The sequence below is a fragment of the Nitratireductor sp. L15S-10 genome, assembly GCF_045011005.1.
Classification (GTDB): Bacteria; Pseudomonadota; Alphaproteobacteria; order Rhizobiales; family Rhizobiaceae; genus Nitratireductor.
The window spans coordinates 472,957-488,231 of sequence record NZ_CP120674.1 but is presented as its reverse complement, the minus strand read 5'-3'; the positions used below and the strand labels follow the sequence as shown (position 1 = coordinate 488,231).

15 protein-coding genes are annotated in these 15,275 nt (G+C 61.5%); 8 read left to right on the top strand and 7 right to left on the bottom strand.

From position 1 onward, the window contains the following. Positions 1 to 77: 77 nt before the first annotated feature. The 8 genes from P2W41_RS02385 (at position 78) to P2W41_RS02350 (ending at position 8,126) form a co-directional block, all read left to right on the top strand. Complete coding sequence (locus P2W41_RS02385; protein ID WP_404934205.1) at positions 78 to 917, top strand: ABC transporter ATP-binding protein; 840 nt, start codon at positions 78 to 80, stop codon at positions 915 to 917. Continuing rightward, entirely contained in the window at positions 914 to 1,642 is a 729-nt protein-coding gene (locus P2W41_RS02380; protein ID WP_404934204.1) for an ABC transporter ATP-binding protein, read from the top strand. Before P2W41_RS02385 ends, P2W41_RS02380 begins: the two co-directional genes overlap by 4 nt. Further along, positions 1,642 to 2,550, top strand: a complete 909-nt coding sequence (locus tag P2W41_RS02375; protein WP_292898110.1) for a branched-chain amino acid ABC transporter permease — start codon at positions 1,642 to 1,644, stop codon at positions 2,548 to 2,550. Before P2W41_RS02380 ends, P2W41_RS02375 begins: the two co-directional genes overlap by 1 nt. Then, positions 2,547 to 3,491: a branched-chain amino acid ABC transporter permease gene (locus tag P2W41_RS02370; protein WP_292898111.1), complete on the top strand. Its 945-nt coding sequence runs from the start codon at positions 2,547 to 2,549 to the stop codon at positions 3,489 to 3,491. The genes P2W41_RS02375 and P2W41_RS02370 overlap by 4 nt, the downstream gene beginning before the upstream one ends. A 4-nt stretch (positions 3,492 to 3,495) precedes the next feature. Further along, positions 3,496 to 4,833, top strand: a complete 1,338-nt coding sequence (locus tag P2W41_RS02365; RefSeq protein WP_292898112.1) for an FAD-binding oxidoreductase — start codon at positions 3,496 to 3,498, stop codon at positions 4,831 to 4,833. After that, positions 4,830 to 6,092 (top strand): ABC transporter substrate-binding protein, encoded by a 1,263-nt coding sequence (locus P2W41_RS02360; protein WP_404934203.1) that lies wholly within the window; start codon positions 4,830 to 4,832, stop codon positions 6,090 to 6,092. The genes P2W41_RS02365 and P2W41_RS02360 overlap by 4 nt, the downstream gene beginning before the upstream one ends. 78 nt (positions 6,093 to 6,170) lie before the next feature. Continuing rightward, positions 6,171 to 7,340, top strand: a complete 1,170-nt coding sequence (locus P2W41_RS02355) for a pyridoxal phosphate-dependent aminotransferase (protein ID WP_404934202.1) — start codon at positions 6,171 to 6,173, stop codon at positions 7,338 to 7,340. Between the two features lie 78 nt (positions 7,341 to 7,418). Further along, a complete protein-coding gene (locus P2W41_RS02350) occupies positions 7,419 to 8,126 on the top strand; it encodes a GntR family transcriptional regulator (protein ID WP_404934201.1) in 708 nt (235 codons plus the stop codon). 11 nt (positions 8,127 to 8,137) lie between these two features. Here P2W41_RS02350 and P2W41_RS02345 read toward each other — a convergent pair whose 3' ends face one another. From P2W41_RS02345 to P2W41_RS02315, 7 genes are all read right to left on the bottom strand, one after another. Further along, the gene (locus P2W41_RS02345) at positions 8,138 to 8,575 is read right to left on the bottom strand and encodes an SRPBCC family protein (RefSeq protein WP_292898116.1); all 438 of its coding nucleotides are present in this window, start codon (positions 8,573 to 8,575) and stop codon (positions 8,138 to 8,140) included. Then, on the bottom strand, positions 8,572 to 9,726 hold the full coding sequence (locus tag P2W41_RS02340; RefSeq protein ID WP_292898117.1) for an aminotransferase class V-fold PLP-dependent enzyme: 1,155 nt from the start codon (positions 9,724 to 9,726) through the stop codon (positions 8,572 to 8,574). The genes P2W41_RS02345 and P2W41_RS02340 overlap by 4 nt, the downstream gene beginning before the upstream one ends. Before the next feature lie 11 nt (positions 9,727 to 9,737). Beyond that, positions 9,738 to 11,030 (bottom strand): TRAP transporter large permease, encoded by a 1,293-nt coding sequence (locus P2W41_RS02335; protein ID WP_292898118.1) that lies wholly within the window; start codon positions 11,028 to 11,030, stop codon positions 9,738 to 9,740. Next, entirely contained in the window at positions 11,027 to 11,515 is a 489-nt protein-coding gene (locus P2W41_RS02330) for a TRAP transporter small permease (RefSeq protein ID WP_404934200.1), read from the bottom strand. The genes P2W41_RS02335 and P2W41_RS02330 overlap by 4 nt, the downstream gene beginning before the upstream one ends. Further along, positions 11,512 to 12,513: a TRAP transporter substrate-binding protein gene (locus P2W41_RS02325; RefSeq protein WP_404934199.1), complete on the bottom strand. Its 1,002-nt coding sequence runs from the start codon at positions 12,511 to 12,513 to the stop codon at positions 11,512 to 11,514. The genes P2W41_RS02330 and P2W41_RS02325 overlap by 4 nt, the downstream gene beginning before the upstream one ends. 494 nt (positions 12,514 to 13,007) lie before the next feature. Next, positions 13,008 to 13,781 carry an SDR family NAD(P)-dependent oxidoreductase gene (locus P2W41_RS02320; protein ID WP_404934198.1) on the bottom strand — a complete coding sequence of 258 codons (774 nt, stop codon included), beginning with the start codon at positions 13,779 to 13,781 and terminating at the stop codon, positions 13,008 to 13,010. Continuing rightward, positions 13,778 to 15,265, bottom strand: a complete 1,488-nt coding sequence (locus P2W41_RS02315) for a ribulokinase (RefSeq protein WP_292898122.1) — start codon at positions 15,263 to 15,265, stop codon at positions 13,778 to 13,780. The genes P2W41_RS02320 and P2W41_RS02315 overlap by 4 nt, the downstream gene beginning before the upstream one ends. Between the last annotated feature and the right edge of the window lie 10 nt (positions 15,266 to 15,275).

Here is a 15,275-nt window from a genome sequence, read left to right as displayed (position 1 = left end):
TAACCTCGAAATGTCTTGACGTGATCACGTGATCACAAATAGGCTCCTGGGTCAAGAAGCAACAAAAAGGGGAACCCATGAGCGAAAGCCTACCCCCAGGGGATAGCGCAAGCGGACTTTCGATCCGCGCGAGCAGCGCAGAAGGCGCGCGCCGTGGCCGGCTTGAAGCCGCCGGCGTGGTGAAGACATTCGGTGCCAATCGCGCGGTGGATGGTGTGAGCTTTGCCGCCGAAGCAGGGCGCATCACCGGGCTGATCGGACCGAACGGGGCCGGCAAGACGACGCTGTTCAACGCCATCGCCGGCGAATATGCGCTGGATGGCGGATCCGTGCGGCTGGACGGCACGGAGATCGGCTCGCTTCCGCCCTATCGCGTGTTCTCGAATGGGCTCGCCCGCACCTTTCAGATTCCGCGTCCCTTTGCCGGCATGACGGTACTGGAGAACGTCATGTTCGTTCCCGAGCGCCAGGCCGGAGAGCGTTTCTGGAACAGCTGGGTCCGCCCGGGCACAGTGGCGCGCGAGGAGCGGCAGAACCGGGAGCGGGCGCGCGAAATCATCGAATTCTGCGGCCTCTCGCCTGTGGAACGGCAATTGGCAGGCTCTATCTCGGGCGGTCAGCAAAAGCTGGTCGAATTGGCGCGCGCCCTGATGGCGGATCCGAAAGTGCTCCTGCTCGATGAACCGGGTGCCGGTGTCAATCCCGCTCTGCTCGACACGATCGTCGACCGCATTGTCGAACTGAACAAGCGCGGTCTCACCTTCCTTATCATCGAGCACAATATGGATTTCATCATGTCGCTCTGCGACCACATCGTGGTCATGGCCACGGGCCGGGTGATCGCCGAAGGCACGCCGAAAGAGGTGATTGCACAGCCGCAGGTGATCGAGGCCTATCTCGGCGGAGCCGTGGCATGAGCGCGCTTCTCGACGTTCAGGACGTGGTGGCCGGCTACAAGCCTGACCTGCCGATCATTCACGGGCTCTCGCTCACCGTCGCCCCGCAGGAGATGGTCACCATCATCGGGCCGAACGGAGCAGGAAAATCCACCCTCATCAAGGCACTGGCGGGCGTGCTGACCGTTTCCTCCGGCACGGTGCGGCTCGAGGGCCGCGACATCACCAACCTGCCGACCCACCGCATGGCGGAGGCCTCCATGGCCTATGTGCCTCAGGTGGCCAATGTCTTCACCACGCTCACCATCAACGAGAACCTTCTGGTCGGCGCGTCGAGCCTCCCGAAGTCGGAAGCGAAAACCCGCATCGAGCGGGGCTATGAGGCCTTCCCGGATCTGAAGCGCTACCGCGACAAGAAAGCCGGCGTGCTGTCGGGCGGACAGCGGCAGATGCTGGCGGTGGCGCGCGCCCTTCTCACCGGGCCGCGCCTTCTGATGCTCGATGAACCGAGCGCAGGTCTCTCACCGCTCATGGTGAGCGAGGTTTTCGAGCGGTTGAAAGCGCTGGTCGAAGACGGTGTGGCAATCCTGATGGTCGAGCAGAACGCCAAGGCAGCGCTTGCCATCTCCCACCGCACCTATGTCTTCGCCGAGGGACGCAACCGTATCGACGGACCTTCCGCCGCCCTGGCCGAGGATCCCGAAGTCACTTCCATCTATCTGGGCGCCGGGGGGCGCAAACGCTGATGCTGCAAGCCATTGCCGACGGCATATTGAGCGGGTCCATCATCGCGCTTGGCGCGATCGGGCTCACCTTGACCATGGGGATATTGCGCTTTGCCAATTTCGCCCATGCGGAACTTGTCACCTGGGGCGCCTATATGGCGCTGGGTGTCCTTTCACTCACCGGGGCCTTCATGGGGCCGCTTGCGCCCTTCTCCTTCGGTGTGCCGCTTCTCATGGCAACTCTGGTCGCCATGGTGGCAACGGCGCTTCTGGCGCTCGCCATCGACTGGCTGGTCTACCGCCCCCTGCGCGGCCGCGCCAATCATCTGACGCTTGTGTTCGGCTCCTTTGGCGTCTCGCTTCTGGTGCGCATGGTGATCCTGCTGCTTTTTGGCGGCGCGGCGCAGTATTATTCCAACACGCTGCAGATCGCCATGAAGGTTGCGCCGGGTCTGCGCATCATGCCCGACCAGATCTTCACTCTTGGCCTGACGGCTGTGATCGTCGTGGCGCTGCATCTCTTCCTGCAGAAAACGCGGCTGGGCCTGTCGATGCGTGCCCTTGCTGAAAACCCGGAGCTTGCCCGCGTCAATGGCATCGACACCCGTCATGTGGTGCGCTGGACCTGGATCATCGGCGCCTCGCTCGCCGCCATTGCAGGTGTGCTTTACGGTCTCACCGTGCAGCTTCGGCCCGAGATCGGCTTCCACCTTCTTCTGCCGCTCTTTGCCGCGGCGATCCTTGGTGGTGTGGGCAATGTCTTCGGCGCGGTGATCGGCGGGCTGATCGTCGGCCTTGCCGAATCCATCTCCGTCCTCTTCATCCCCGCAGGATACAAGCTGGCCGTGCCCTTCATGATCCTGCTTCTGGTTCTCTACATCAGGCCCACCGGCATTTTCGCCGGCACGGTCGGGGGAGGCAAATCATGACCGGCTTTGCTGCCTATCTCGTTTTCTTCCTCATCGTCGCGCTCACCTATTCCATCGTGGTGATGGGGCTCAACATCCAGTGGGGCTATACCGGGCTCTTCAATGCCGGCGTGGTGGGCTTTTTCGCCATCGGTGCCTATGGCACGGCAATCCTCGTCGGCCCCGACCGTGCTCATCTCATCGGCGGGTTCGGCCTGCCCTTCCCGCTTGCCGTTCTTGGCGGCATGGCACTCTGCGCGCTTGCGGCGCTGATCGTGGGGCTCGCCACGCTGCGATTGCGCGAGGAGTATCTCGCCATCGCCACTTTCGGCATCGCCATCTCGATCCAGCTCGTCGCGCTCAACTTCGAGAGCCTGACCGGCGGAGCGCAAGGGCTTGTCGGCCTGCCGCGTCCGCTGTTTGGCCTGTTCGATAGCCCCGCCGGCTACAACCTTTTCTATCTGGGCGTCGTCGCCGTGATGGCCGGTCTCGTCTACTGGGCGCTCGAAACGGCTGTTCGCTCGCCCTGGGGCCGGCTTTTGAAAGCCGTGCGTGAGGATGAGACCGCAGCCCGCTCGCTCGGGCGGAACCCTGCACGGGTGCGGCTGGAGGTCTTCGTGCTCGGCTGCGTTCTGATGGGCCTGGCCGGCGGGCTTTATGTTGGCTTCATCGGCTATGTCAGCCCGCTCGATTTCCTGCCCATCCTCACTTTCCAGATCTGGGCCATGCTGATTGTGGGCGGCAGCGGCAACAATCGGGGCGCCATTGTCGGCGCGGTCGGCGTATGGGCCCTGTGGGCCATGAGCGGGCTCGCCATCAGCCGCTTCCTGCCCGTCGCCTATCAGTCTCAGGGTGGCGCTATTCAGGTGATCCTGATCGGCCTTCTGATCGTCCTAACGCTGATTTTCCGCCCGCGCGGCCTGATCGGCGAAGCCGAATCCGTGTCGAAACACGCGGACTGAGCCGATGAGAACTGCTCACCCCGACACATTGTGGCGCAAGACAGCCGGGCCCAAACCGGTTTTCCCCGCCGCCACGGGTGCGCGCAGGGCAGATGTGGCTGTAATCGGAGGCGGCATTGCCGGCCTGACAACAGCACTGCGGCTTGCAGAGCGCGGGGTGAGCACGGTTCTCCTCGAAGCCGAGCAAATCGGCTTCGGTGCCAGCGGACGCAATGCGGGTTTCGTGGTCCCCAATTTCTCCAAGGCCGATCCCGAAACGGTGGTTCGACGCCTCGGCGATGAAAAAGGCAAGGCCCTGCTGGACCTCGTCGGCAGGGGTGGCGAGCGCGTCTTCTCCCTGGCAAACGCCATGGGGCTTGGCAAGCAGGCAGAGCAGACCGGCTGGCTGCAACCGGCGCATTCACAAGCCGCAGCGAAGGATTTGCAAAAACGCGTTGCCGCCTGGCAGGCGCTTGGCCGACCTGTCACATGGCTAAACGCGGAAGAAACGGCCACCCGCACCGGCATGCCGCTCTACCATGGCGCGTTGCATGATGCGTCGGGCGGCATGATCAATCCGCTGGCCTATGTTCAGGGTCTCGCTCATCTGGCGAACACCGCCGGAGCGGCCATTGTCGAAAACGCTCCGGTGACCGGCATATCCGCGCGCAATGGTGGATGGGTTGTGCAGACGCCCCATCTGGAAATCACTGCCCGGCGGGTGGTCATGTGCACCAATGCCTCCGAAAGAGGCATCGCCGCTCGTCTTGGACATGCCATCCTTCCGCTCACCGTATTCCAGATGGCGACCGAGCCGTTGCAGGGTGATGCCGTCAGGCGCTTCTCACCAAACCGCGAACCCGTTTCAGACACGCGTGCCAATATCTTCACCTACAGGCTCGATGCCGCCAATCGGCTGATTTCCGGAGGCATGGCGCTCAGCCCCTTCACCGGCGAGCGTCGCATGGGTGAGAAGATCCTCGACCGCCTGGTGAGCGAATTGGGCCTCGACCATCGACCCCGGCTCGCCCATGCCTGGCGTGGCACGGCAGCGGTCACCACCGATTTTCTGCCCCATCTCTACAGGCTTGGACCGGGTTTCGTCGGAGCGATCGGCTGCAATGGCCGCGGTGTCGCCTTCACCACCATGCTGGGAGACGTGCTCGCCGACGCCGCCACTGGCAGGGATCTCGGCTCTCTGGCCGTGCCGCTCGCACCGGCGCGTCCACTTCCCTTCCGCCGCCTCGCCGGCCTCGCGCCCCGTTTCTACCTTGCGAAAGGCATCTGGGACGACCGGCGGACGACGAAAATGCGGCCCAAAGGCCATGTGACAACCAAAACGAAGAAAGGGGAACTGACATGAAATCAATGATCGCCTCCGGCCTGATGGGGGCCGGGCTCGTATTATCGGGAGCAGCAAGCGCACAGGCGCAGGATTGCAAGATCGCCGTTGGCTCGGTGCTCTCCATCACAGGCTCCATGGCGGCCATCGGCTCGGCCATTGGCGATGCCGGAAAGCTCGCCATCGACCATTTCAACGAGGCCGGCGGCGTCAATGGCTGCGAGGTCAATTTCATCCTGCGCGATGATCAGGGCTCGCCCAATGTCGGCGTCGATGCCGCAAAGACCCTCGTCGAAATCGAGAAGGTGCCGGTGCTTCTGGGCGCCATCCAGTCCGGTGTTTCGCTGCCGATTCTCACCTCGGTCACGGTGCCGGCCAAGGTCACGCAGATTTCCTGCTGCTCCAGCGCGCCGAGCTTCACCGAACTGGCCAGGGAAGGTGGCACGCAAGGCTATTGGTTCCGCACCCTGCCAACCGACCGCCCACAGGCGGCAGTACTTGCCACCATCGCTGCCGAGAAAGGCTACAAGAAAATCGCCGTCATCCATGTCAACTCGGATTACGGTGTCAGCCTCGCTACCCGCTTCAGGGACGATGCCGAAAAGCTCGGTATCGAGGTGACGGGCGTCACGCCCTATAATCAGGAGCAGGCCTCCTACCGCGCCGAGGTGAATGCGGCGCTTCAGGCCGAGCCTGACGCCCTGTTCCTCGTCGCCTTCCCGGCGGACGGAGCCACTGTTGCCCGCGAGTGGATTTCTTTCGGCGGCAGCCAGAACCTCATCCTCAGCAATGCGCTTCGCGCGGATGAATTCGTGGAATCCGTCGGCGCTCAATATCTCGAAAATGCCTATGGCATCGACAATGCACAGGTCGAGGGCGAGTCGGTGGAAGCCTTCAACACGAGCTGGAAGGACGCCAAGGGCTCCGACCCGAACGGCCCCGGCCTCCACGTGATGTATGACGCTGCCGCTGTCGCACTTCTGGCAATGGAACAGGCGGGCGAAGCCGATGGCACCGCAATCCGCGACAATATCCGCAAGGTGACTGGCGGCGAAGGCGAGCCGATCTATCCTGGCGCCGAGGGCTTCAAGAAGGCCAAGGCCCTGATCGCCGAGGGCAAGCCCATCCGCTATGTGGGTGCGACCGGGCCCATCACCTTTGACGAGAACGGCGATGTGACCGGCCCTTACCTCATCTACGGCGTCAAGGACGGAGAACTGGCAACGCTCGACCGCTGGGACAAAGCCCGCGTCGAGGCAGCGCTCGAAAAACTGCAATAGCAGTCAGGGGCTGGCCTTCGCTCTCGCAGCCCGGCCAGCCCTTTTGTTTCAAAGCCCCAATGACAGGACTGAAATTCCATGCCGAGTTTCGCAAAACGCATCACCCACACGTCCAAGAAGAGCTACGGCATGGTTGCCAAGGCGGCCGCGCTCCCTACCGAAGGTCGGGACATCATTCATCTCGAACTCGGCCAGCCCATTCACGACACACCCGACCATATCAAGGACGCCGCCATTCAGGCCCTCAGGGACGGGCACGTCCACTACAGCGATCTACAGGGCATCCTGCCGCTGCGCGAAGCCATGGCGGAGAAGGTTCGCAGCTATAATGGCATCGATGTTTCGGCTTCCGAGATCGTGGTCACCAACGGACTGACCCAGGCTTCTTTTGCTGCCTTCATGGCGCTGCTCGACCATGATCAGGAGTGCATTCTTCTCGAACCCTATTACCCGCAGCATGTCGGCAAGATCGAGATGGCAGGCGGCAAGCCGGTCATGGCCCCGCTCGACCGGGAGAACGGATTTGCCATCCGACGCGACCTCATCGAGAAGCACATCACCCCCAAAACGCGCATGATCGCCATCGTCAACCCGTGCAACCCAACTGGCCGCGTCTATACGCGCGAGGAGTTGCAGGTGGTGGCGGACCTTGCCATCGAGCATGATCTGTGGGTCATCGCGGACGAAGTCTACGAGCAGATTCTTTTCGACAACGCCAGACACATCAGCATTGCCTCCCTGCCTGGCATGAAGGAACGCACCGTAACCATGTTCGCCTTTACCAAGGCTTACGCGATGGATGGCTGGCGGCTCGGCTACATCGCCGCCGATCAAAGCCTGATCTCCGCCCTGATGAAAATCACCACCACCGAGGTCACCCACGTCAACACCTTCATCCAGCACGCTGCGATAGCCGCCCTCAAGGGGCCGGCCTCCGCGCTTCAGGACATGGTGGATGATGATTGTCGCAAGCGTGATATGGTGGTGAGCCGCCTGAACCAGATGCCCGGCGTGAAGTGCACCCGGCCCGAAGGCACGATCTATGCCTTTCCCGACATCAGCGGAACAGGGCTAAGCGCACAGGCTGCCGCCGACGCCATTCTGGAAAAGGTCGATGTGGTGGTCGAGGCGGGAAGTTTTTATGGCACAGCCGGCGAACACCATCTGCGCGTGTGCTTCGGGTCGCAAAGCCACGAACGCCTCGAGGAGGCCATGGATCGTCTTGGACGCTTCTTCAACGATCTGTAGAGCGAGGACCGCAGATATGGACCCTCGCCCATTGTACGGCTATCAAGGGGCCGAGCGGCACAAAACGAGGAAACGGCGATGAGTGAATTGCAACTGGGGGAAGGACTGCAGCCCGTCTCCACTCGAGTCACCATCGGCGACGGCGTCTACCATCAGTTGCGCAACGCATTGATTGTCGGCCGGTTTGATCCGGGCCAGATCATGACCATAAAGGCGCTTGCCGCCACCTTTGGCACCAGCCCCATGCCAGTCCGTGAAGCCTTGCGTCGGCTCGGCGCCGAAAATGCCCTGGAAATCGCGGCCAACGGCTCAGCACATGTGCCGCCCGTTTCCGCCCGGAGGCTCGACGATATCTGCCAGGCGCGGGTGGCGCTTGAAGGACTGGCAACCGAGCAGGCCGCCGAACGTATCAGCGACGAGGAAGTTGCCAATCTGGAGCGGCTGGTCGAAGCGCATGAATCCATTCATGCGGCGGGTGACGTTTATGAAATGCTGCTCAAGAACCGGGATTTCCACTTCGCCATCTATGCGGCATCACGTTCTGATGTGCTTATGCAGCTGATCGATTCCTTATGGCTGCGCTACGGCCCCTATATGCGGATGCTTTCATCCTATATCGCGCCGAAACTTGGGACAGGGCTGCATGAGCCATTCTCCAAGCACCACCACGCTATTGTCGGAGCTCTCAAACAGCGCAATGCCGTGGAAGCGCGCGCCCATATGGTCGCCGACATCACTGGCACGCAGGCCCTGCTGCGCCAACTCTGCGAGGATGACACCGCCTAGTGCGCCGCATATCAGGCGAAAAGTGCCTCGCACTGCGCCTTGATCAGAAAAATCTCAGCCTCGTGGGCCCGGCGAAGCCGCTCCCATCGCGCTTCATCCATTCCAGCTGAACGCCACGCGTCAAGCGTCAGGTAACAACTGCCTTCTTCAAGCCCGCAGACTTCTGCCGGGATGATGCGCGCCGAGATGCGCGGCTGGCGCTGTTTGAGATCCCCCAGGCGGAAATCGACGATCAGCCGCTTTTCATCGGCATCGATCTCGAAAAACCCCATCCCGCCATCAAACAGCGAGGTGCCGGTATAGACCCCTTCCAACTCGGTCGGCCTCGTCTCCATGCAGCCCAGCGACCAGCGACCCAGAAGCAGCGGGTCGCACATGAAGGCGAATGCTTTTTCTGCCGGCACATTCACAAGCGCCGTGACGGAATGGGCAAATTCAGAGCTCGTCACTGTCCAAGTCCTTCCGCATCACGCAAGTGCCGGAACAGCGCCTCGATCCCTTCCGGCTTTGTAACGATGCCCGGCGAAAGCCGCATGACCGGCCCCCGGCAATCGGTGAAGACACCGATCTTGCGCAGCCGGTCGATCAGCCCTGCGCCATCGACATTCTCCGGCAGGCGCACCATCAGGCTGCCGCCGCGCCTCTCGTCTTCGCGAGGGGTCACGAGATCAAGTCCAAGCTTGTCAGCTTCCGCAATGATCATTGCGCCCAGTTCGCGGTTCTGGGCAAGCAGTGCCGTCTGGTCCTGCCTCCCATGCCATTCCAGCGCCGGCACGGACCCTGCGCAGGCGAGAACCGATGGCGTTCCATGATCAAAGCGCCGCGCATCGCCGGCATATTGAAATGCATCCAGATCCCAGGAGAAAATATTCTCCTGGCTGAACCAGCCACGCAGTTCCGGACTGCACGCTGCAATCAGCTCCGGCTTCATGTGCAATATGCCCGCCCCCGGCGTGCCGCAGAGCCATTTGAGCGTAGTGGAAACGGTGAAATCCGCATCCGTCTCTTTCACGGAGTAAGGAACAAGCCCCGCCCCCTGCGTGATATCGACGCCCACCAGACTGCCCATCTTGCGCCCATGAGCGATAAGCCGGGCGACATCGCTCCTGTGCGACGCGGTGGAGGTGACGAAGGTCAAAAGCGCTACGCCGACACTCTCGTCCCAGGCGGCCATCATGTCTTCGTCGCGCACCCAGCTTTCACCCGCGCGCAAGGGCACGGTCTTCAGCGTGAAGCCAAGGCGCGGCGCAAGCCCTGCCAGTAGAAAATGCAGGCTCGGGAAACAGTCGCCGGCCACCAGAAGCGTTTTGCCCTTCAGATGCTTTTCCGGCAGGCTACCGACAACGCTGTAAAGCGCAGTGGTGACATTCTCCGCTGATGTCAGCGTCCCGGGATCCGCCGCAATCAGATCACGCCACAGATCGATGAATCGCGCGCGCAGGGTGAGCGCCTGCATCCACTGCCCGTCATCGAGCGCCGCCCAGAGCCCTGAGAAATCGGTGAAGGCTTTCGCCATCGCCTCGCCCTTGCCGGGATACATGCCGATGGAGTGATAGAGCAGATAGCCCGATCCATCGGAGGGAAGCGGTGTCGCAGTCATGAAACCATCCTTCAAAAGCCGAGAATGTGCGGCAGCCACAGGCTGAGCCCGGGAAAGGCCACGATGATCGTCAGCGCAATGAGATTGACAAGGAGAAAGGGGGCAGTGGCCCTGAGAAGCGCCGCAAAGCCGCAATTGGCAATACGCTCCGCCGCAAAAAGACACACACCCAGAGGCGGCGTCAAAAGCCCGATGTTGAGATTGAGGATCGCGACGACGCCGAAATGCAACGGGTCGATGCCCGCATGGCCAGCAGCTGCCGAAAGCAGGGGCCCGAACAGGATGATCACCGTGGTCGGATCGATGAACATGCCGAGCACGAGCAGGATCACGTTGAACACCAGCATGGTGCCGATCAGGCCGAGATCCCAGGTCGAGATCATCTCACCCACCATACGCGGCACGTTCTCCATGCCCATCACCCATGAAAAGGCCGCACCACAACCCACGATGATGAGAAGCTGACCGGAGAACAGCGCAGAACGGTTGAAAACGGCTGCCAGCGAAGAGAATGTCACGCTGCGATAAAGCACCAGCGAAACAACCAGCGCATAGACCGCCGCGACACCGCCGGCTTCCGTGGGTGTCATGATCCCGCCCAGCATGCCGGCGAGGATGATCACAGGGATCATCAGCGGCACGATTGCGTGGCCCGTAGCCGAAGCGACAGCGGCAGGATTGCGATCCATCTCTATGCGGGGAAAATTGTTGAGCCGCGCCTGAATGGCAACAAGGATCATCTGCGCCAGACCGATCAGCAGGCCGGGAATGAGTGTGGCCGCCATCAGCGCGCCGATGGAGAGACCGGTCATCGATCCATAGATCACCGCCACCAGCGAAGGCGGCACCATGGGCCCGATGATGGAGGAGGAGGCGGTGACAGCCGCCGCATAAGCGCTGGAATAGCCCTGTTTGACCATGGAGGGAATGAAGACGCGTCCCAGCGAGGCAATGTCGCCCAGCGCCACGCCGGTGATGCCGGCAAACAGGATTGACGCGCCGATATTCACCTGCGCCAGCCCGCCGCGCATCCAGCCGAACAGCACATTGGCGAAATGGATCAGCCGGTCGGTGATCTTGCCTTCATTGACGAGCTCACCGGCGAGGATGAAAAGCGGGATCGCCATAAGAACGAAGGAATCCATGCCCTGATAAAGCCGCTCCGGCACGATGGGCAGAAATGCCCATTGGCCGGTAAAGGCCATCCATGCGATCACCGCCGCGATCATGCCCCAGGCAATGGGGAGCCCGACAATGATCAGCCCCAGAAAGGTGATGAGAAGAACGGAAAGGGACGCGCTCATGACCGGGCGACGCGCTCCTTGAGGCGCAGAAAAGCAAAGAGCGCTGCAAAGACAAAACTCACCGGCACCGCCAGATAGGGATAGGAGAGCGGCAGGCGCAGCCCTTCGCTGGTCTGGCCAGCGGCGAACATCACCATGTCCACGCCATACCAGATGAGCACCAGAAAGCCGGTCAGCGAAACAAGGTCGAGCACCGCCTCAAGCGCCAGATTGAGGCGCGGTGCGAGACTTGAAAGCAGACCGGGCACGAAGTCGATGCGGATATGGCTTGCCTCGCGCACGCCCACGGCAGCGGCCAGCAGCGACATCCAGATCATGGCATAGCGCGCCACTTCCTCGGTGAAGATCGGCACCGAGCCGATGCCGTAGCGCGCCACCACCTGAAAGGTGACAAGCAGGGTCAGGCCGGCAAGGCAGAGCGCGGCGACGACGCGCAACGCCGTCTCCACACCCCGTATCAGCCTTGAAGCAAAGCCCGCGCTCACTGGTTTGCGGCAGCCTTGACGGCAGCTTCCGCAGCGTCGATCAGATCCGGATTGTCTACATTCTCTTTGAGCCATGCCCGTGCCGGCGGCTGCATGACACCCTTGAAGGCCGCACGCGCCTCATCGTCGAGTTCGATGATCTCCACACCCTGCTCCCTGGCAAAAGCGATGGCATTGGCCTCGATCTCACGCGATTTCTGGCGGTTGAAGCTGATGGCCTTTTCCGCCGCATCGGTGATCACCTTCTGCTTGTCTTCCGAGAGACCGGAGAAGAAGGCATCATTGATGCCGAGCGGGCCGAAGGCGTAGGTGTGGCCGGTCAGCGCCAGATGGGGCTGGACCTCATAAAGCTTGACGAGGTTGAACACGGAAACCGAATTGTCCTGCCCGTCGACGACGCCGGTCTTGAGCGAGGTGTAAAGCTCGCCAAAGGCGATCGGCGCCGCCGATGCGCCGAGCGCTTCCGCCGGAATGGTGGCAAGCGGGCCGAGCACGCGCATTTTCAGACTCTTCATATCGTCCGGGCCGTTGATGGCGCGGCTGGCGCTGAAATGCTTGAAGCCACCCGATTCCCACCAGCCCAGCACACGCACGCCGGTCTTCTCGCGGATGGATTCGGCAAGCTCGTCGCCAAAGGGACCATCGAATACGGCCCATGCCGTTTCCTCATCGGGAAACAGGTAAGGCATGTTGAGGATCTGCACATCGCTGTGAATGGTCGCGAAATTACCATCGGCCGCATCGCTCATCTGTATGACGCCGCGACGCATCTGCGCAAGGCGTTCATTGGGGGCGCCAAGCGCACCGGCATAGACGAGATCGACCGTCATGTCGGAATTGGCTTCCACCTCGGCCTTGAAGGTCTCATACATGCCGTTGACGAAGTCGAAGCCGGGCAGATCCTGTGGCAGCGAAAGGCCAACCTTGATCTCCTGAGCCTCTGCGCTACTGAAAGCGGCAAAGCCCGCGATGGCCAGCGTAGCGATGAATTTTTTCAATGTTCTTCTCCCTGATTGTCACGATCAGCGTTGACCTCACCGTGTGCAGGTGTCGATGGTTTCGCCAAAGGCTGAAGACTGATGCGCCCAAAGAACGGCCTGTCGTCCGCGCGGCCCATGCCGAAAACACTTCCCGACATCGCGGCTAAGAGTTCCCCACAGTTTGATGATCATATGATCACAGAACGGACTGTCGATCAATAATATCTTTCAAACTTGAAACATCGACAGCTTGCTCGGCAATCCATGCGAGCGTCCTTTGACCTGCGGAACTCGTGCATCCGAAGGCTCCCCCCGGCATCCCTCTGGCTTCCGGACATCAGAGAGAGAGCTTTCTTCGTTGCAGAAGCACTTCCCCCGGATCCCGCAACGCCCTTCAGAATGTGCCTGAAGCGAGACGCGCCAGAGCAGCCCACTCGTCGGTGGGAGAAGGCGAATGACAGCGCTTATGGCGCCGCGCAGGCGTGCCCCCCGACATTATGAGCCTCAGAAAGTCACGAGAACACGATCCCGCCATCGACGTTTAGCGTCTGACCGGTAACGAAGCCCGCATCGTCGGAAGCGAAGAAAGCAACAGGGCCGATCACATCTTCAGGATCGCCAATGCGGGCCATTGCGGTTTTCGATTTCCAGGCATCGCGCACGAGCGGGTCATCCAGATTCACCCGTCCCATATCGGTCAGGATAATCCCGGGGCATACGCAGTTCACGGTGATCCCCAGCGGCCCGACCTCCTGAGCAAGAACGCGTGAAAATCCCATCACCGCAGCCTTGGAGGCGGAGTAGTGCGCCTGTTCCGGAGCACCATGCTTCCCGCCGATGGAGGCGATATTCACGATACGCCCATAGCCGCGGCTCTTCATTGAGGGCAGGAGCGCCTGGATCACCATGAACGCGCCTTTCGCATTCACATCCATCACTGCGTCCCAGGTCTTCTCGGGAAGGCCATCGACCTCACCGGCAATGAGGATGCCGGCATTGTTGACGATAACATCGATCTTGCCGAAAGCTTCCAGCGCCTTCTGGGCCATGGTCTCGACTTCTGCTTTGTTGCTGACATCCGCATAGAGCAGCTCCGCTCGCTGACCCAGAGCGCTAATGTCTTCCGCCACCCGCTCGAGATCGCTTTTTTGCCGCTCAATATCATTCAGCGCCACATCATACCCACGTTTCGCCAGCCCTCTGGCAATCGCCGCCCCAATGCCACGGCTTGCTCCTGTCACGAGAGCCGTTCTGCCGGCGGAGCCCGAATGTTCATGAGCCGTCATGCCAAGACCTCCTTCAAAGCCGGATAAAGCGCAGCGTATTTCGCGTAAATTTCATCGTATCTCGCGACACTGTCTGCACGGGGCTCGATCAACCTGCCCGCATGGACCATCGCTTCGATACCCTCATCGATGGTTGCGAAGCGGCCAGCTCCCACTCCGGCAAGCACCGCCGAGCCCGTCGACGGTGCATCGGGCGAAGCCGGTACCCGCACCGGAATACCTGCCGTGTCCGCATGGATTTGCAGCCACAGATCCGAACCGGTGGCACCGCCTCCCACGGTCATCTCCTCGCCGGCATACCCGGCCGACCGGAAAGCATCGAGAATGGCGCGGGTACCGAAACCAATACCCTCCATGATGGCACGAAAGACGTGGTGAATTTCATGGCCGAGCGTAAGTCCAACGATCGCACCACGTGAAAGTGGATCGGTATGTGGCGTGCGGTTACCCTGAAAATGATCCTGAACGATGAGCCCGTCACACCCCGGTTCCAGGGCTGCGGCCTTTCGGTTGAGATCATCGAAATCGAGCGGGGCACCCTTGAGCCGCGAAAGCCAGTTGATGATGGAGCCTGTGGAAGTCTGACCGCCTTCCACTATCCAACGGTCGGGATACACAATGTCGGCGTAGCTGCCCCACACGCCGGGCGCATGGATGGGGCTCTCGGTCACCCCGAACTGAAGATGGGAAGAGCCTGTGATCATGGCCAGCTGTCCAGGTTTGTGAACCCCCAGACCAATCATGCCGATGAGCGCATCCGCGCCACCCTGTATTACTTTCACATTCGCCGACAGGCCCAGCTCGTTGGCCGCAGCCGAGGTGAGCGTACCGATCACCTCGCCCGGCGCCACCACCCGCTCGGGCCATTTCTGTTCAAGCTCCGACAGGTCCAGTGCGGCGAGCAGGCTTGAGGCCCAACCCCCCGAGCGGGACCGGTAGTGCCAGCGCAGTCCGGCATTGTCGAGGCTCGCCGCCCATGTGCCTGTGAGGCGGTAGGTGAGAAAGTCCTGGTACTCGCAGATCCTGTGGGCATTCGCGAAGGTCCGTGGTTCGTTGCGCTTCAACCACAGGGCTTTCGGGATCATCCACTCTGCGGAGACCGGACCCTGCCCAGCCCCATTCAAAAGCAGGGCTTCATCGCCCGTGGCCAGCACATCCTCAGCCTCCTGATGCGCACGCACATCCATCCACATGATGGCAGGGCGCAGGGCACGGCCGTTTTCATCAAGGGCAACAACGGTACAGCAGGTTGTGGCGTAGCAGATGGCCTCGATGCCATCTGAGTTAACGCCTGCTTTGCGGATCGCTTCGCGCGCGGCGCGAACGAAGTTCGCCCACCAGTCCTCCGGATTTTGCTCTACGCGCCCGGGCTTGAAATCGGTCTGGTAAGGCACCGCACTTGTTCCAAGGCAGTTTCCCTTCAAGTCATAGACACGCGCTCGTATGCTCTCGGTCCCGCCGTCAGCCGTCAGGAAATAAGCCACGGATTCCTCC